The sequence below is a fragment of the Streptomyces sp. MMG1121 genome, assembly GCF_001280015.1.
GTDB lineage: Bacteria > Actinomycetota > Actinomycetes > Streptomycetales > Streptomycetaceae > Streptomyces.
This window is the reverse complement of the sequence record NZ_LGDV01000251.1, coordinates 369822-386224: the sequence shown is the minus strand read 5'-3', so window position 1 is coordinate 386224 and position 16403 is coordinate 369822. Positions and strand designations below refer to the sequence as shown.

Annotated in this window: 19 protein-coding genes and 2 pseudogenes; 12 read left to right on the top strand and 9 right to left on the bottom strand. The window is 69.9% G+C overall.

Annotation, left to right across the window (positions count from 1 at the left end):
- Positions 1–359: 359 nt before the first annotated feature.
- Complete coding sequence (locus ADK64_RS40270) at positions 360–575, bottom strand: hypothetical protein (RefSeq protein ID WP_078993133.1); 216 nt, start codon at positions 573–575, stop codon at positions 360–362.
- 89 nt (positions 576–664) lie between these two features.
- Between ADK64_RS40270 and ADK64_RS44495 the strand changes: the two are divergent.
- Positions 665–886: pseudogene (locus ADK64_RS44495) on the top strand (peptidase S8); the annotation flags it as partial.
- A gap of 651 nt (positions 887–1537) precedes the next feature.
- On the opposite strand, the gene ADK64_RS44490 reads toward ADK64_RS44495, so the two are convergent.
- Positions 1538–1843 (bottom strand): hypothetical protein, encoded by a 306-nt coding sequence (locus ADK64_RS44490; protein ID WP_199829845.1) that lies wholly within the window; start codon positions 1841–1843, stop codon positions 1538–1540.
- Positions 1844–2648: 805 nt separating this feature from the next.
- Here ADK64_RS44490 and ADK64_RS40260 point away from each other — a divergent pair.
- The 3 genes and pseudogenes from ADK64_RS40260 to ADK64_RS40250 all read left to right on the top strand — a co-directional run.
- Entirely contained in the window at positions 2649–3116 is a 468-nt protein-coding gene (locus ADK64_RS40260; protein ID WP_053667071.1) for a Fur family transcriptional regulator, read from the top strand.
- A gap of 8 nt (positions 3117–3124) precedes the next feature.
- Entirely contained in the window at positions 3125–3334 is a 210-nt protein-coding gene (locus ADK64_RS40255) for a hypothetical protein (protein WP_234384912.1), read from the top strand.
- A 327-nt stretch (positions 3335–3661) separates the two neighbouring features.
- Positions 3662–3793 (top strand): annotated as a pseudogene (locus ADK64_RS40250) (ArsR family transcriptional regulator); the annotation flags it as partial.
- 11 nt (positions 3794–3804) lie between these two features.
- Here ADK64_RS40250 and ADK64_RS40245 read toward each other — a convergent pair.
- Entirely contained in the window at positions 3805–4182 is a 378-nt protein-coding gene (locus ADK64_RS40245) for a hypothetical protein (protein WP_053667066.1), read from the bottom strand.
- Positions 4183–4348: 166 nt separating this feature from the next.
- Between ADK64_RS40245 and ADK64_RS40240 the strand changes: the two genes are divergently transcribed.
- On the top strand, positions 4349–5311 hold the full coding sequence (locus tag ADK64_RS40240) for an adenylyl-sulfate kinase (RefSeq protein ID WP_053667064.1): 963 nt from the start codon (positions 4349–4351) through the stop codon (positions 5309–5311).
- Positions 5312–5351: 40 nt separating this feature from the next.
- The gene (locus ADK64_RS40235) at positions 5352–5744 is read left to right on the top strand and encodes an SCO5389 family protein (RefSeq protein ID WP_053667061.1); all 393 of its coding nucleotides are present in this window, start codon (positions 5352–5354) and stop codon (positions 5742–5744) included.
- Positions 5745–5757: 13 nt separating this feature from the next.
- Here the strand turns inward: ADK64_RS40235 and ADK64_RS40230 are convergent, their stop codons facing one another.
- The 4 genes from ADK64_RS40230 to ADK64_RS40215 all read right to left on the bottom strand — a co-directional run bounded on the left by ADK64_RS40230 (position 5758) and on the right by ADK64_RS40215 (position 10606).
- Positions 5758–6519, bottom strand: a complete 762-nt coding sequence (locus ADK64_RS40230; protein WP_053667059.1) for a class I SAM-dependent methyltransferase — start codon at positions 6517–6519, stop codon at positions 5758–5760.
- 90 nt (positions 6520–6609) lie between these two features.
- Positions 6610–7818, bottom strand: coding sequence for an aminotransferase class V-fold PLP-dependent enzyme (locus ADK64_RS40225; RefSeq protein WP_053667058.1), 1209 nt, complete (start codon positions 7816–7818; stop codon positions 6610–6612).
- Between the two features lie 5 nt (positions 7819–7823).
- Positions 7824–9143, bottom strand: a complete 1320-nt coding sequence (locus ADK64_RS40220) for a pyridoxal-phosphate dependent enzyme (protein ID WP_053667056.1) — start codon at positions 9141–9143, stop codon at positions 7824–7826.
- Positions 9140–10606 (bottom strand): Y4yA family PLP-dependent enzyme, encoded by a 1467-nt coding sequence (locus ADK64_RS40215; protein WP_053667054.1) that lies wholly within the window; start codon positions 10604–10606, stop codon positions 9140–9142. Before ADK64_RS40215 ends, ADK64_RS40220 begins: the two co-directional genes overlap by 4 nt.
- A 288-nt stretch (positions 10607–10894) precedes the next feature.
- Between ADK64_RS40215 and ADK64_RS40210 the strand changes: the two genes are divergently transcribed.
- From ADK64_RS40210 to ADK64_RS40190, 5 genes are read left to right on the top strand one after another with little or no spacing between them, the layout of a single operon-like run.
- Positions 10895–11872, top strand: coding sequence for a metal ABC transporter solute-binding protein, Zn/Mn family (locus ADK64_RS40210; protein ID WP_053667052.1), 978 nt, complete (start codon positions 10895–10897; stop codon positions 11870–11872).
- Between the two features lie 9 nt (positions 11873–11881).
- The gene (locus ADK64_RS40205) at positions 11882–12820 is read left to right on the top strand and encodes a metal ABC transporter ATP-binding protein (protein ID WP_053667050.1); all 939 of its coding nucleotides are present in this window, start codon (positions 11882–11884) and stop codon (positions 12818–12820) included.
- Positions 12807–13715 (top strand): metal ABC transporter permease, encoded by a 909-nt coding sequence (locus ADK64_RS40200; RefSeq protein ID WP_053667049.1) that lies wholly within the window; start codon positions 12807–12809, stop codon positions 13713–13715. Before ADK64_RS40205 ends, ADK64_RS40200 begins: the two co-directional genes overlap by 14 nt.
- The gene (locus ADK64_RS40195) at positions 13712–14581 is read left to right on the top strand and encodes a metal ABC transporter permease (RefSeq protein ID WP_053667047.1); all 870 of its coding nucleotides are present in this window, start codon (positions 13712–13714) and stop codon (positions 14579–14581) included. The genes ADK64_RS40200 and ADK64_RS40195 overlap by 4 nt, the downstream gene beginning before the upstream one ends.
- 21 nt (positions 14582–14602) lie before the next feature.
- Positions 14603–15052, top strand: a complete 450-nt coding sequence (locus tag ADK64_RS40190) for a Fur family transcriptional regulator (RefSeq protein ID WP_053667045.1) — start codon at positions 14603–14605, stop codon at positions 15050–15052.
- 9 nt (positions 15053–15061) lie between these two features.
- On the opposite strand, the gene ADK64_RS40185 is transcribed toward ADK64_RS40190, so the two are convergent.
- Positions 15062–15769, bottom strand: a complete 708-nt coding sequence (locus ADK64_RS40185; protein WP_053667209.1) for a cation transporter — start codon at positions 15767–15769, stop codon at positions 15062–15064.
- 2 nt (positions 15770–15771) lie between these two features.
- Positions 15772–16107 carry an ArsR/SmtB family transcription factor gene (locus ADK64_RS40180; protein ID WP_053667208.1) on the bottom strand — a complete coding sequence of 112 codons (336 nt, stop codon included), beginning with the start codon at positions 16105–16107 and terminating at the stop codon, positions 15772–15774.
- Positions 16108–16228: 121 nt separating this feature from the next.
- Between ADK64_RS40180 and rpmF the strand changes: the two genes are divergently transcribed.
- Positions 16229–16399 (top strand): 50S ribosomal protein L32, encoded by a 171-nt coding sequence (gene rpmF, locus ADK64_RS40175; RefSeq protein WP_053667044.1) that lies wholly within the window; start codon positions 16229–16231, stop codon positions 16397–16399.
- Positions 16400–16403 lie beyond the last annotated feature (4 nt).

The following is a 16403-nucleotide window of genomic DNA, read 5'->3' as shown; positions in this document are numbered from 1 at the left end:
ATGCATCAGGCCACCGCGCGCAAGCTAACAGGAAACGAAAACTATTTTCAATAAGCCGGAGCAGGGGATCAGCGGATCGCTACGACGACGGCACAGGCAGCATTCCGGCGACTGACCAAGCACGGCGTCCATCGGCGCACGCAACACTGCGATTCCCCCTGCACTTAAAGGTCAAGTCCACGCCATCGCTTGACCATTGGGCCGCCATTGACCGGCAAGCCCGTCGCTCCGCTCGGTAACGCCGGGGTCAGGAATCCGGAACGCGTCTTGTTTGTCGCGTACTCAACAAGTGATGGTCGTCGTGGGCCGCCACCCCAACGGGGACCGCACCTGTGAACCCCTACACCCGCACGCCTCTGTCACCCACTATCAGGAGGCTGTACGTTGTGCAGGTCGTCCCTCAGCTCCTCCCACAAGCACGGCAGATGGCGCCGTGTCGGCTCCGCTGCCGCCACCGCCGACCTCGTCTTCGCCGGACTCGGCACCGCGGCCCACGCGAGCGAGGCCGCCCCCACCTTCACGGCCACGACGGCGAAGCCGGTCAGCCCGAAGGCGATCGCCGCCGCGGCCGCCAAGGCCCATGTGCAGTACACCCAGCAGTGCGCCGGCACTCCGAAGAAGGGCCACGCATCCTGCAACGCCCTGCGCGTCACCAGCGGCACCACCGCCCATCACGGGCGCCTACGCCCTCGCCGGTGCCCTGGGCTCCAGCGACTACCCGGCCCAGTACCCGTACAACAAGGCCGGCACATCGGCGCTGAACGACGTGACCAGCGGCAGCAACGGCTCCTGCTCCCCGTCGTACTTCTGCACCGCGGGCACCGGCTACGACGGTCCGACCGGCTGGGGTACTCCCGAGGGCGTCAGCGCCTTCAGCGCCGGCTGATCCGCACCGTATGACCTCCCCGTCGGGCTCACGGGGAGCCGCCGCCGCAAGGGGGACGTGGGGTTCCCTCGGCGGCATGGGCGGAGAGCGGGTCACGGCAAACCGGCCGTGACCCGCTCTCCCGTAGGCTCCGTCATCACCTACCCGACCCTGGTCACAGGAAGCACCGAAGCCGAGTTCAACGACGTCGGCACGAAGCTCAGCGCGGACTCCCGGGGCACCGTAACCGTGCACGCTGCCGAGTTGACGCGCGACGTGCTGGAAAGTCACCGACGCTGCCCGAACGCTGCTGGACGGGATCGGGTCTGCGCGGTTCAGCGCATATCAACCTCATCCCCGCCGACGACGGCGAGCCGTACGCGCAGGAGGTCAACAGCACGCCGGCCTGTCCCGTGACAGCAACTGCGGCGGCAGGGCCGCAGGCTTTGACCCGGCACACCACGCCCGCGGGAACGAGGTCGGACGGCTGATCAACCGGTTGGAGATCTACCGGGCCGTGGCCACGCTCTTCGACATGGGGGCGTACCTCTTTCACACGCCGTGGCCCCTACTGCTGTACGCCTCCGGCTCCGCTCCTGACTCGCCCGGGCCGTTCCTGGCTACAGTCCCGCCTGGAGCTGAGGCAGTCGATCGCCGTGTGTTCCTCTACCGTCAGTGGTCATCCCAGTGACCGTCGTGCTGAGCATGGCGGTGGCCGTCGTGGACGTAGTCGACGTGGTCGCCGTGCGGCACCGCGACATGGCCGCAGCCGGGACCGTGCTGGTGAATGTGGCTGTCATGGACGGTGTGGTCGCTGGGCTCACACTCGTCCACACGGCCTTCCTGCGCGCGATGCAGATGGCCGTCGTGGACGTAGTCCACGTGGTCGCCATGCGGCACCGCGACATGGCCGCACCCAAGACCGTGCTGGTGAGTGTGGTGAGCGTGCACAGCAGGCATTGCGGTTTCCGTAGTCATTCGCAACCTCTCGTCAGCCCTACGTACGTCTGTCCTTCACCCGCAGACGCACCTCGGCGACTCTGTCAGAGAGTGATCAGGTACCGCATCTAAATGACGGCTTTTGTCTAGAAGCCACCCGCGCTCGCGTGCGGACCCTTGATGTGGCGCCAGTTGCGCCGTGGCTGTGCGGGCCCGCCGATGGCGTCAGTGCCTGGAACCGCGGTGTTCTGTCCATCTGCCTGCCATTGCAGACGGTGACGGTTCCGGACACCCTCGCGACAGCCGCCCGAAGGCCCCTTCATGGCGCCGTGACCCGCGGACGGCGGGTGTGACACAGGCCCAGCGCCTCGGTCGTTGGCGCTCCGCGACGAGACAGGAGCATCAGGCCCCTTCGTTGAACCGCCTCGTTCGGCACGGAAGCCTCCAGCTGCCGCCCCGTTGCGACTGCTGCGCCTGACCGACCGCGCTGCCGCTCGGCCGACACCATGGCCCTGACCTGAGCGGATCACTGCTCAGCGAGTGACGCCGAGCGTGACCTCCTTTGCGCGATCCGCCTCGGCGGCAACCCCAGGCCGAGGCGCAGGTGCTCGATGCCGTGGGCGGCCCTGCCGCGGGCCCGCACCGAAAGCCGCCGGCAAACCGTCACCCCCCCCCGTGGTCCGCAGCGCCCGATCAGACGCCGCCGACCGTCGCGCGGCACCTCCCGCGAAAGGCACTGCGGCCAGAAGTCCCCGCATGACGCGGCTTCACATGGACATGGATGTCATTTTCATCTACGGTTGAGTCATGCCACCTCGGCGCCAGTCACAGGAGGTGATGTGCCGTGAGCGGCCGGACGCCCCGGCAACAGAGGGCGGTTCTGCAGATGCTCGCTGGCTGCCAGGACTTCGTGTCGGCCCAGGAGCTGCACACTCTGCTCCTGGCCGGAGACCACGCGATCGGCCTGACCACCGTCTACCGCGCCCTGCGCGAGCTGGAGACAGGCGGTGGCGTCGACGTCGTACGCGACAAGGCCGGCGGGCGGCTGTACCGGCTGCGCCCCGCCGACGGGCACCGCCACTACCTGGTGTGCCGCGGCTGCGGCCGCAGCCGCCCGGTGAATTCCGAGGTCGTCGAGCAATGGGCGGGCCGGATCGCCGCGGACACGGGGTTCGACGCTGTGGAGCACACGGTCGAACTCACCGGCGTCTGCGCCGACTGCCGGCCCGCCGAGGACGAAGGAGAGGAAACGCCATGCCACTGGGATCCCGCCCTGGGCCCGCAGGGCCGTGTCCGGAGCTGCGCGAGCTGAAGGAGAGCGTGCGCGCCCTGCTCGGGCTTGACGACGACACCGCCGTCCTGATTCGCCAGCTCGCCTGTACCGAACCGGGCTGCCCGCCGCTGGAAACGGTCGTCGTCGTGCTGCCGATGGAAGGCGCGGCCCGCCGCTGGACCCTGCACCGCCCCGCCGACCAGATCACCGGGGACGACCTGCGCACCACCCTGCTCGCCCCTGAACAGCACAACTAGGAGATTGACTTGACCACCCCGGAATCCCAAGACCTTGGCGATGAGCGGGTACCCGTCCGTGGAGCCCCCGCCCGCGTGGGAGACCGACGTCGACGACGCGATCGTCGCACTCAGTGCACGCGCTGACCTGGTCGCCGTCGCCGGAGCCGAGGGCACCGTGAAGATCTTCGACGCGGCGATGGGCGCCGAGATCGGCGCTCTCGACCTCCGCGGAGGCGCACTGAAGGTCGAACTCTCTGCGGACGCCCAGCACTTGGCCGCCACCGGCCCCATGGGGTACGCGTTGTGGCGACGCGCCGACGGGCGGACGACGGTACGGGAGTCAGGGGCCTGGTCGGCGGCCGCCGCGACGGCCGCTGCATCGTCTACAGCCTCTACGACGACCACGTGGCCCAGCTCCTCGACCGGGCCGTCCACCACATCGAGCACCTGCGCCTGGGCGTGCACAACCTGACCTGAAGGCGTATCCGTCAGTTGAGGCCGGCGACCCGCCAGGGCGCGGGGGCGACACGGAGCCGGCCGGGCAGCGAGCCGTCCTCGGGCAGTCCGGCCCGCAACCACGCCCCGACCACCTCTGCATCGGCTTCGGACGCGAGCGGACCCAGGCGTACGACCGCCCCGGCGGGCCTGCGGTCGGCCCCGCACGGCTGCACCGCGGCGTGCACTCCGCGATCGCGACGGCAGTGCAGAACCTTTCCCAGACACCCCGTGGAGACCATGACCCCGTAGGGGCAGTCGCGGACCGCTCGGCGCAGTCCGTCCATCACCTGCCCGGTCGCCTCATCACAGGATCCGCAGACGACAAGGGTGAAGGGTCGACCCCGGGGACCGCATGCGGCATCACTCATACCCGCCTCTCCTCCGCGACGTTCAAAAGAACCTTCCCCCTTTGCGTCATCAATGCCTCAACTCACCGTGCTGACATGCGAGTTGCGGCGAGTGCGATTTGACACCGCCCGCCGACACCCCCCAGCCTATGTTCATGAAATCCATTTTCAACAGGGGTGGCTGACCATGCGTGTCGCGTTCGTCGGCAAGGGCGGCAGTGGCAAGACAACGCTGTCCGCGCTCTTCTCCCGTCATCTGGTGCGCTCGGGCGCGCCGGTCGTCGCCATCGACGGCGACATCAACCAGCACCTGGCGTACGCCCTCGGCCTCGACGAGGACGAGTTGTTCACCGCTCCGCCGCTCAGTGCGCGGACCGGCGAGATCAAGGACTACCTGCGGGGTACGAACCCGCGGATCCCGTCCCGCGACGCCATGGTCAAGACGACCCCGCCCGGCCGTGGCTCCCGGCTGCTGCGCCTGCTGGGCGACGACGAGGTCCACTCTCCCCACGTCCAGGAGGTGGCCGGCGTACCCCTGATGGTCACCGGCGCCTTCGGCGAGAGCGACCTCGGTGTGGCCTGTTACCACTCCAAGCTCGGCGTGGTCGAGCTGTACCTCAACCATCTGATCGACGGCTCCGGCGAGTACGTCGTCGTCGACATGACCGCAGGCGCCGACGCCTTCGCCTCCGGCCTGTTCACCCGGTTCGACATGACATTCCTGGTCGTCGAACCGACCCGTAAAAGCGTCTCCGTCTATCGCCAGTACCGCGACCATGCGGCCGAGTTCGGGATCCCGGTCGCCGTGGTCGGCAACAAGGTCACCGGCCCGGACGACCTCGCCTTCCTGCGCGGCCACGTCGGCGAGGATCTGATCGCCCACTGCGAGCAGTCCTCCTACGTGCGCGCCCAGGAGCAGGGCCGCGGCGGTCACGGCGAACTGGAGCCGCACAACACCCTCGCCCTGGACCGGCTGCGTGCGGCCGTGGACTCCCGCACCAAGGACTGGGCCGCCTTCCAGCGGCACGCCGTCGACTTCCACTTGCGCAACGCCACCGCCTGGGCCAACGAGGCCACCGGCCAGGACCTCGCCAGCCAGGTCGACCCCGGCTTCCGGCACGGCCCCAAAGCCCTGGCGGCCTTCGCCTGACCTGACAAGACCGACACCGCAACAGACAGGAATGCCCTGCATGTCACTCGACGTCTCCCCGCAGCTGCTCGCCGAAGCCGAGAACGGCTCGGTGCGGGAGGAGAACTTCGTGCAGACGGTCCGTACGTCCCTGCCGTACGCCTACGACCTCATCGCCCGCCTGGCGAGCGAACTGCACTCCGGTCCGGCCGAGTTCGCGGACAACCAGACCCCTCCCCCCTCCGAGAAGGAACGCGGCCAGCTGCTGCGCGCCCTGTCCAGCGACGCGATCCGCGGCAGCCTGGAACGCCACTTCGGTATAGCCCTCGCCTTCCAGAACTGCCACCGGGTCGCCGCCTTCCGCCCCGAGGCGCGCGGCGGCGAGACCCACACCCGCTTCACCTCCCTGCACGCTCAGATCCTCAACCAGTCACCGGAGTTCCGCGACTGCTGAGCCCTTCGCGGGGTCAGCGGATCGCGACGACGACGTGGCTGTCGCCGTACTGCCACACCGCGCCGGCCCGTCCGAACCCCGCCTGACGCAGCAGGCGGGTGTGGCCGGACAGGGACAGCCGGGCCGTACAGCCGGTCCCGGTCACCGGCTGCCGGGTGCGGCGTTCGGCGAGGAGTTCGGCCAGTTCGGGGTCCTCGGCGACCGCCGCCCACCAGGAGGTCCAGTCCTCCTGGGCGATGGCGCGCTGCCGCTCGGCGCGGCGGCGGCCGACGCACGCTGCCACGTCGGCGAGTACGGCGTCGTCCTGCGGGAGGTGGTCGCCGTTGACGAGGACACCACCCGGCCGCAGCAGCGCCGCAAGGTGCTGGTAGACGCGGTGCAGGGCGTCCGGGCTCAGGTAGTGCAGGGCTGTCGTCGACACGACGGCGTCCAGCGGGCGGTCGAGGGCCAGGGCCTGCGTCCAGCCGTCCTCGCCGATCACCGTGTCGACGTGGCGGGCGGCGTCGGCGTGGTGGGTGCGGGCCGGCTCCAGCAGCAAAGGGTCCCGGTCCACCGCCACGATGTCCGCCCCCGGCAGCCTGTCCAGGCGCGCCGCCAGCGAGCCCGGTCCGCAGCCGAGGTCGACGATCAGAGGCCGGTCCGTGCGTCCTGCGGTGACGTGCTCGACGACGTCGGCGATCACCGTGAAGCGGTCCTCGCGGTCGACGGCGTACCGCTGCTGCTGGAGTTCCCAGCGTTCCACCCACTTCTCGGCCGTCGCCAGGCTCAGTCCCATCGCTCGCACCACCTTGCCCGTCTCGCGCCTGCGTCGTTCTCCGGAGCCTACAGGTGGAAACGGTTACCATTACGGGTTCGGGTGGAGAGTTCACCCGAGGGTGGCAAGAACACCCAGCAGCCGGTCGATCTCCTCCACCGTGTTGTAGGCGTGCAGGCTCACCCGCACCGACTCTTCCTGCTCCCCTGCGCCGCCCTGGCAGTGGTGGTCGCTGCGGACCATGAAGCCGTGGCTGAAGAGGATGAACCCCAGGTCGCCGGACCCGATCTCCCGGTGCCGGAAGGTGACGATGCCCTGGCGCTGCTGAACGGGTGAGTCGCCGGCCAGGCTGCTCTGGCAGCCGAGGACCTGGTAGGCGTCCAGGCGGCGCAGCCCGTCGGTGAGACGGGATGCCAGGGCGGCCGCCCACCGTTCGATGCGCTCCGTGCCCGCGGCGTGAAGCCAGTCCAGCGCGGCGGCCAGCGAGACGATTCCGACGGTGTTGGGGGTGCCGGACCAGCCTCCCGGGGTGAAGGCTGGGCCACGTGCCTGGCGGGCCCAGACCGCTCCCGTGCCCGGCAGGGCCATCGCCTTGTGCCCCGAGAAGACGACGAAGTCGACGTCCAGGCCGGCCGCGGAGACCGGCAGATGGCCTACGCTCTGGGCGGCGTCCAGGCAGACGACCGCGTCCGGGCCGACCGCCTGCCGGATGCGGTGGATGTTCATGTTCCCGCCGTAGACGTGGTGGACATGAGTGACGGCGACGAACCTGGTGCGCGGCCCGGCGAGGTACGCGAGAGCGGTGTGGTCGTAGTCGCCGGACGCCTGCTGGTAGGGCATCGGCAGGACGCGGACGTGCACGCCCTGGCGGGCCAGCTGCTGCTGGGTCTCCAGCCAGGGCTCGATGTTGGCCTGGTGATCAGCGGAGGGTACGACGATCTCGTCTCCGTCGGTGAGGAGCCCGGGGAGCCAGTCGAGGGCGATGGCGCGCAACCCCTCGGTGGCACCGCTGGTGAAATGCACGGCCGACCGCAGCGGAGCCGGATCGTCCAGGAAGTGCCGAACCCGCTCACGCGTCTCCTCGACGAGTGCCGTGGTGCGGTTGGCCCACGGGTATGTTCCGCGCCCGGCATTGGCGTTGGCCGTGGTGAGGTAGGTCTGTACGGCGTCCAGGACTGCCTGCGGCTTCTGGGAGGTGGCCGCGCTGTCCAGGTAGGCCAGGTCCGGATGTCCGGTGATGATCGGGAACTGGGCGCGCAAGGCACGCTGCCAATCCCCCAGCTCCTCTATGGCGGTGGGACCTTGGAAGCACGTGGCCATGGCGTTCAGTCCCGCACCAGGGGCGCGCCCGCGTCCCGCCAGGCGATGATGCCGCCGGCCAGGCTGCGCACGTCCGGGTGTCCCATCCGCGTCAGCAGGGCAGCGTAGCGGGCGGACTTCTCGCCGACCGGGCAGGCCAGCAGGACGGGGTGGTTGCGGCTGAAGGGCAGACCGCCGTGCAGGAGTTCCTCGAAGAGTTCGTCGACGATGTTGACCGATCCGTCGATGTGCAGGGCGGCGTAGGCGAAGGGGCTGCGCAGGTCGACGACGAGGGGACCGTCGGAGGCGATCCACGCCTGGGCGTCGGCTACACCGATCGCCGGAGCCGCCTGTATCTCGGCTTCGGACAGGTCGGTGGGGGAGGCCGGGCGGCGCGGGCGGCCGAACAGGTCGGGGCGGCGCTTGCGTACGTAACTCAGGTAGCTCTCGACCCGGTCGCAGACGATGAAGACGGCCGTCTGCCGGTCCGACAGCTCGGTGTCGATGGCTTTCAGCCGGCGTACGGCGCCGAAGTAGGCGGCGCCTCCGGTCGGTCCGGCCAGGATGCCGCACCGGCGGTTCAGCGTCAGCATGCCCTCGATCGCGTCGTCGGAGCCCACGGCCTCGATCGTGTCGTAGGTGCCGGGATCGAAGAGGCCGACCTCGTGCGCCTCGTCGATGGTGCGGATGCCGGGGATGAAGTCGGACTTGGCCGCGACCAGCCCGACGACCCGCACGGCAGGGTCGTGTTCGCGCAGTACCCGGGCCACGCCCGTGGAGGAACCCGCCGTGCCCACGCAGGCGATGAACCAGTCCGGGGCGCGGCCGTCCAGGTCCTTCACGATCTCCGGGCCGGTGCCGGTGAGGTGGGCCTCGGTGTTGCGCGGATTGAAGTACTGGTCGGTGTGCAGATAGGCGCTGCCGTGCTCGGACAGGGTCCGGTGGAAGAGGGTCAGCGGGTCGTCGGTGGCGGTCGGGTCCAGGCATTCGCTCTGCCCCGGCAGCTCCTCGATCTCCGCCCCGAGCAGCAGGAGCAGATCCTTGATCTCGGGGACCCGCATCCGATTGGTGACGCTCTTGAACGTCAGACCGTGCATGCCCGCGAGGACGGCGAGAGCCTTGGCGGTGTTGCCGCTGGACAGCTCGACGACCTGGCTGCCGCGCTCGGCCGCCTCGGCGAGATGCGGACGGGCCATGTTCCAGGCCGCCCGGTCCTTGACCGACCCGAACGGGTTGAACAGCTCCAGCTTGGCGTACAGGTCGATGTGAGCCAGACCGTGCACGGCCGGGTCGATACGCACGAGCGGGGTGTTGCCTATGGCCTCGGTGATGCTGTCGTACCTCACTGCGCTCCCCCCACAGAAGTGATCGGCCAGTACTCGTCGTCCAGGCACCAGCGCCACGAGCCGCTCTCCTGCCAGGCGGCGACCTTGCGCGCGACCGGCTGCTGCTGGGCGTGCGTGGCGTGGAAGTCCATGCAGTACCCGGCGGTGTTCGCGAAGACCAGCAGGTCGCCCGGCTCGGGGCGGCGGGGCAGGAAGACCGTCCGGCGGGTGACCATGTCGGCCTCCAGGCAGAGGCTGCCGAAGAGATGGACGGCGACCGGGCCTTCGCCCGGCCGGGCCGGATCCCGGGGCACGACGACGGGGTCCATGAGCACCCCGTGCTCTTCCAGGGCCACGTCGTCGGCCTTGGCCGCGAGCCGTACGAGGAGTTCGCCGCCGTTCTCCGGCTCACGCACCTCCAGTACTTTCGTCAACGTCAGCCCGCACTGGTCCAGCAGGGCCCGTCCGGGTTCGACGTGCAGGTCGTACAGGTGCTCCAGGAGAAGCGCGGCCAGGGGGCGGCCGTCGAAGGCCACGACCGGATGCGCGAACAGTTCGTCGAGGTAGCGCGGCCCGGCGACCGGGCGGTGGGCGGGGTACAGGCCAAGCGACCCACGCAGTGTCCCGCCCTCGTTGCGCAACCCGTAGCCATGCCCGCCCCATGTCAGGGGCGGCCGGATGCCCAGGACGGCGCGGGTGAGCTCGGTCGTGTACCGCTCCCACTGCTCCCCGTCGGCCAGGTAGTCGGCGCCGAATCCGCCACCGACGTCCACGGCAACCGGCCGCAACCCTCGGCTCCTGCACTCCTCCAGCACCCGCAGACAGCCCTCCAGAGCCATCGCTTTCTCTGTGAGGCTGGTCGTGTCCAGGTGATACGCCACGCCCACAGGGTCGACCACGTCACCATGCCGCTCGACCGCTTCCAGTAGCGGCTCCAACTCCCTTACCGGCGTGCCGAAACGGCTGCGCCGGCTCAGCACCCGCACGCCGGACGTCTCGAACCCCGACAGGCGCAGGAGAACCCGCGCCCGGTCAAGTGCGTGCTTGCGCACCAGCGCGGCAAGCTGCTCCAGCTCGTCGCGGCTGTCGACACCGACGGTGACCGAGGTGCGCGCGGCCAGCCACAGGAACTCCGGGTTCTTCGGGCCGGTGGCCATGATGCGGTCAGGGGTGAAGCCGGCGCCGAGCGCGTGCTGCAACTCGGCCAGTGAGGCGACGTCCACACCGGCGTCGGTGGCGGCCAGACGCCGCAGCAGGGCGCTTGACCCGTTGGCCTTGTGGGCGAAGAACACCTGACCCGACAGCTGATGCCGCCTGTACACCACCCGGAACTGCTCCAGATTGGTGGCGAGCTGATCGGGCACGACCATGTCCAGCGGAGATCCGAGGGCGTCGGTCAGGGTGTGCAGCAGCTCGCGGGACTCCAGCAGCGAGCGCAGCCTCTCCCCCAGCCGCGGTGCGAGATACAAGGGCTGCCCGCCCATACCCGACCCTCCCCCCAGCACGTGGGGCCCGGCTCGTCCCGGGCACGGCCTCCCACTCCCCGCTGCGCGCCGTAGACCACCCTTCCCCTCCTCCGGTCGGTTTACCCCCTGAAACTCCCCGAGTGAGCGGAAAGCGACGGATGGCCGCCGTCGCACGCCCGGTCAAAGGATGGCAACGGTTTTCATCTTGCATTGATCTGAAAATCATTCCCATCTAGCATCGAAGTGTCGCCACACGGTCGACGCGTGTCCGCCGCGCGCCTGGTACCGCCCGAAGGAGCTTTCCGCATGTCCACCGCCCCCGCCTCCCGTTCCGCCCGACCTACCGCGAGGATCGCACTGGTCACCGCGACGGCCGCCCTGACGGCCGTGACGGCGACCGCCTGCTCGACCTCCTCCTCGCACACCAACAACACGGCCGCGACCGGCAGTGGCAGCGGCTCGGGCAAGGCGATCCAGGTGGTGGCGGCGGAGAACTTCTGGGGCAGCATCGCCTCCCAGCTCGGCGGCAGCCACGTGAAGGTGACCAGCATCATCACCAACCCGAACACCGACCCCCACGACTACGAGCCGACCGCCGCCGACGCCCGTACCGTCGCCGGCGCCCAGTACACGATCGTCAACGGCATCGGCTACGACGCCTGGGCCGACAAGCTCCTGGCCGCCAACCCCGGCAGTGGGCGCACCCAGCTCAAGGTCGGCGACCTGGTCGGTATCAAGCCGGGCGGCAACCCGCACCGCTGGTACTCCCCGGACAACGTCCACCAGGTCATCGAGAAGATCACCGCCGACTACAAGAAGATCGACCCGGCGGACGCCTCCTACTTCGACCAGCAGAAGACGACCTTCGAGACGAAGACACTCGCCGGTTACAACAAGCTCATCGCCGACATCAAGGCGAAGTACGCGGGCACCCCGATCGGCGCTTCCGAGTCCATCGTCACGCCGCTCGCCGAGGGCCTGGGGCTGAAGATGCTGACCCCGGAGACGTTCCTGGACGCGATGAGCGAGGGCTCCGACCCCACGGCCAAGGACAAGGCCACCATCGACCATCAGATCAAGAGCAAGCAGATCAAGATCTACGTCTACAACTCCCAGAACTCCACGCCGGACGTCCAGGCGCAGGTCAAGGAGGCCAAGGCGGAAGGCATCCCGGTCGCCACCGTCACCGAGACCCTCGCTCCCGCCGGCGCCTCCTTCCAGCAGTGGCAGACCACCGAGCTGCAGGGCATCGAGCAGGCCCTGGCCAAGGCGACCGGGAAGTGAGCTGACGCCATGAACCCGATAGCGAAGGCCCGCGAGGCCGTCACCCACGCGGTGCCCACTGCGCCCACCCAGCGCAGCGGCGGCCACGAGGCGGTCGCGGGAGAGGAAAGCGGCCCGGTGGTCGCCCTGCGCGGGACCGCCGTGCGGGTGGGCGGCCGGACGTTGTGGTCGGGGGTGGACCTTCGCATCGGGGCCGGCGAGTTCACCGCCGTGCTCGGCCCCAACGGCGTCGGCAAGTCCACCATGATCAAGGTCCTGCTGGGCGCCCTGCCGGCGGCGGCCGGCGAGGTCCGGGTGCTCGGCGCCCGGCCCGGGCAGGCCAACGACCGCATCGGCTACCTGCCGCAGCGGCGCAGCTTCGACGCCAATCTGCGCATCCGCGGGATCGATGTGGTGCGCATGGGCCTGGACGGCGACCGTTGGGGGGTGCCGCTGCCGTTCCCGAGCGCGCGTCGGCGGTCCGCCCGTGCGCGGGTGGACGAGGTGATCGAGCTGGTCGGAGCGTCGGCGTACGCACACCGGCCGATCGGGCAGTGTTCCGGCGGCGAGCAGCAGCGGCTTCTGATCGCCCAGGCACTGGTCCGAAGGCCCGAACTGCTCCTGCTCGACGAGCCGTTGGACAGCCTCGACCTGCCCAACCAGAGTGCCGTCGCGGCGCTGATCGGGCGCATCTGCCATCACGAGGGCGTGTCGGTGGTCATGGTCGCCCATGACGTGAATCCGATACTGCACCATCTGGACCGGGTGGTGTACCTGGCCGAGGGCGGAGCCGCCACCGGCACACCGACCGAGGTCATCACCTCCGAGACACTGACCCGGCTGTACGGCACACCGGTCGAGGTCCTGCGGACCTCGGACGGTCGGCTGGTCGTGGTGGGCCAGCCGGAGGCACCGGCCGTGCACACCGACCGGCACGACACCCCGGGGAGCGGTCATGCTGCTGGCTGAGACAGGGGCACCCACCTGGTCGTGGAACCTCCTGACCGACTTCCAGGACATGTGGTCCTACCCCTTCATGGTCAACGCGTTCCGCGCCGGCGCGGTCGTGGCCGTGGTCTCCGCGGTCGTGGGGTGGTTCGTGGTGCTGCGGCGGCAGACGTTCGCCGCGCACACCGTCTCCGCCGTCGCCTTCCCCGGCGCCGCCGGGGCGCTCCTGCTCGGGTTCAGCGCGGTCTACGGCTACTTCGCCCTGTGCGTGGCCGCCGCGCTGGTCATCGCTGCCCTGCGGGGCGGCGGTGAGCACGAGGAGTCGGCGCTGACCGGGACCGTGCAGGCGTTCCTGCTCGCGTCCGGGTTCCTGTTCACCGCCCTGTACAGAGGACTGCTGGAGGGACCGCAGACCATCCTCTTCGGCACCTTCCTGGGAATCACCTCCTCCCAGGTGACCGTGCTGACGGTGGTCGGTGCGGTGGTGCTCGCGGTGCTCGCGCTGATCGGACGGCCCCTGCTGTTCGCCTCCGTCGACCCACAGGTCGCCGCCGGTCGCGGAGTGCCGGTCCGCGCCCTGTCGGTGGTCTTCCTCGTCCTGCTCGGCGCGGCGACCGCCGAGGCGAGCCAGATCACCGGGACCCTCCTGGTCTTCGCCCTCATGGTCATCCCGGCCGCCACCGCACAAGTCCTCACCGCCCGCCCGGCGTTGAGCCTGGCCCTGGCCGTCCTGCTGGCCTTCGCCGCGACCTGGCTGGGGCTGACCGCCGCCTACTACTCGCCCTACCCTCTCGGCTTCTTCGTGACGACCATCGCCTTCGCCGGACACCTGCTCGCCCTGGGCCGGCGCTCACTGCGCGAGGTGCTGGGCCGCCGGGCCGTGGCCACCCCTGCCGCCAGGGAGGCGACGGCATGACCTTCCTGCTCGCCGCCTCCCCGCTGTCCCACCCGTTCTTCCTGCACGCCTTCCTCGCCGGGACCGCCATTGCCGCCGCTTGCGGGCTGGTCGGCTACTTCCTGGTGTTGCGGGCCCAGGTCTTCACCGGCGACGCGCTCAGCCATGTCGCCTTCACCGGTGCGATGGCGGCTCTCGCCTTCGGTGTCGACCTGCGTCTGGGCCTGTTCGCCGCCACCATCGCCATGGCGCTGCTCTTCGGCACGCTCGGCCGCCGGGCACGCCCCGACGACGTGGTCATCGGGAGCGTCTTCTCCTGGATCCTGGGCCTTGGCGCCTTCTTCATCACCCTCTACACGACCTCTCGGAGCACCGCCAACGGCACCGCCGGAATCAGCGTGCTGTTCGGATCCGTCTTCGGCATCTCCGCCGGCAGTGCGGTGGTCGCCGGCCTCGTGGCCGCCGGGGTCGCCCTGCTGGTGGTCCTCATGGCTCGGCCGCTGCTGTTCGCCACGCTCGACGAGGCGGTGGCCGCGGCCCGCGGGGTACCGGTACGGCTCCTCGGCTACGGCTTCCTCGCCCTGGCCGGGATCAGCGCCGCCGAGGCGACGCAGGCCGTCGGCTCCCTGCTCCTGCTCGGCCTGCTCGCCGCCCCCGCGGGCGCCGCGATCCGGCTCACCGACCGCCCCTACCGTGCGCTCGCCCTCTCCGCCGGCCTGGCGGTGCTGGAGATGTGGGCGGGACTGTTCGCCTCCTACACGGTGCCGAAGATGCCACCGAGCTTCGCCATCATGGCCGCCGCGACGGCCGTCTACGCCGCGACGTTCCTGATACGACGGGCCGCCCACGTCCCCCGCGCACGATCCGCTGTCCCCACCGGCACATGAGTACCCGAGCGAGGCACGCTGATGGCACGCACCCGGCAACGCACCCCAAGTGAAGTCGCGCTGATCGGCCGCCACACACAGCAACGCTCCCTCGTCCTCACGGCGTTCATCCGCGCCGACGGATTCGTCGGCGCCCAGGCCCTCCACGCCCAGCTCGCCGCCGACGGCTCACCGGTCGGCCTGTCCACGGTGTACCGCACCCTGACCGCCCTGGCCGCTGCCGGGCGGGCCGACATGGTCCGCGACACCAGTGGCGAACGCCTCTTCCGCTACCGCCCCGGCCCCGAACACCGCCACTACCTCATCTGCACCGAATGCGGCCTGAGCCGACCCGTCGACTCCGGCCCGATCGAGGACTGGGCCGACACCATCGCCCAGCACTCCGGCTTCGCGAACGTCCGGCACACGGTCGAACTCACCGGAGTGTGCCCAGACTGCGGCACAGGGCAGGCGGCGACCGAACGACAGTGACTGCCCAGGTCAGTCGCAGCAACCGCACCCGTCGCTCTGCTCAGCACGGGCAGCCGGGACTCCGACGGTCGTCGGGGCAGCGCAGCACCCCTTCCCACGCCAGGCATCGCGCCCTTCCTTCAGGGCGACCGCGGCGATGACCAGGGCGGCGACCGGATCCGCCCAGGACCAACCGAGAGTGGCGTTGAGGGCCAGGCCGACCAGAAGCACCGCAGACAAATAGGTGCACAGCAGCGTCTGCTTGGAGTCCGCCACCGCCGAAGCCGAGCCCAGTTCCCGCCCTGCCCGGCGCTGGGTGGCGGACAGGACCGGCATGACGACCAAGGAGAGGACGGCGAGCACGATGCCGGGCAGGGAGTGACCAGCTTTTCCGGTGCCGGCCAGGGCTCGTACGGCATCGACGGTGACGTACACGGCGAGGGCGAAGAACGACAGCGAGATGATCCGCAACGCCGCCGTCTCCCGGGCCTCGCGTACCGCGTGCTCGCGGGCGGAGAACTGCCAGGCGACCGCGGCGGCCGAGGAGACCTCGACGATGGAGTCGAGGCCGAAGCCGACAAGCGCGGTGGAGGAGGCAAGGGTGCCGGCGGTGAGAGCGACGATCCCCTCGATGACGTTGTACGAAATGGTCGCGGCCACCAGCAGCCGTATCCGCTTGGTCAGCGCGCTGTACCTCGCCGGATCAGGGCCACGGGCTGCGGATATCCCTGCTGTCATGATCAGCAACACCCCTTCTCGGCGGCCTCGGCACATGTCCGGTCGCCCTCGACAGCGACCACGGCCGTGCGCAGGTCGACGAGCGCGTGACCGAGGCGTTCGTCGGCGAGTTCGTAGCGGGTGCGTCGACCGTCGGGGACGGTGACGACGAGACCGCAGTCACGCAGACAGGCGAGGTGGTTCGACAGCCTGGTCCGCGAGACGTCCAGCGCGTCTGCGAGGTCGGCGGGGTAGGCGGGTGCTTCCCGCAGGGCGAGCAGGATGCGGCAGCGGATCGGGTCGGCGAGCGCCCGGCCGAACCGGGCCAGCACCTCGATGTCGGAGGCAACAGTCAGCACGGCACCGACGATACACGCCATCCTGAATTCAGGAAATCCTGAACCGGTTGATTAGTAATGGCATTCATTTTCATGTAGCCTCAACAGCTGTCGCTCTTCGACCCATTCAGGAGGACCACCCATGGCTGTTCCCAAGCGGAAGATGTCCCGCAGCAACACCCGCCACCGCCGCGCCCAGTGGAAGGCGGCCACGCCCACGCTCGTGCCGATCACCGTCGATGGAGTCTCGTACCTGGTGCCGCAGCGGCTGGTGAAGGCGTACGAGCGCGGTCTGCTGCGCCCCGAGGGCTGAGCGT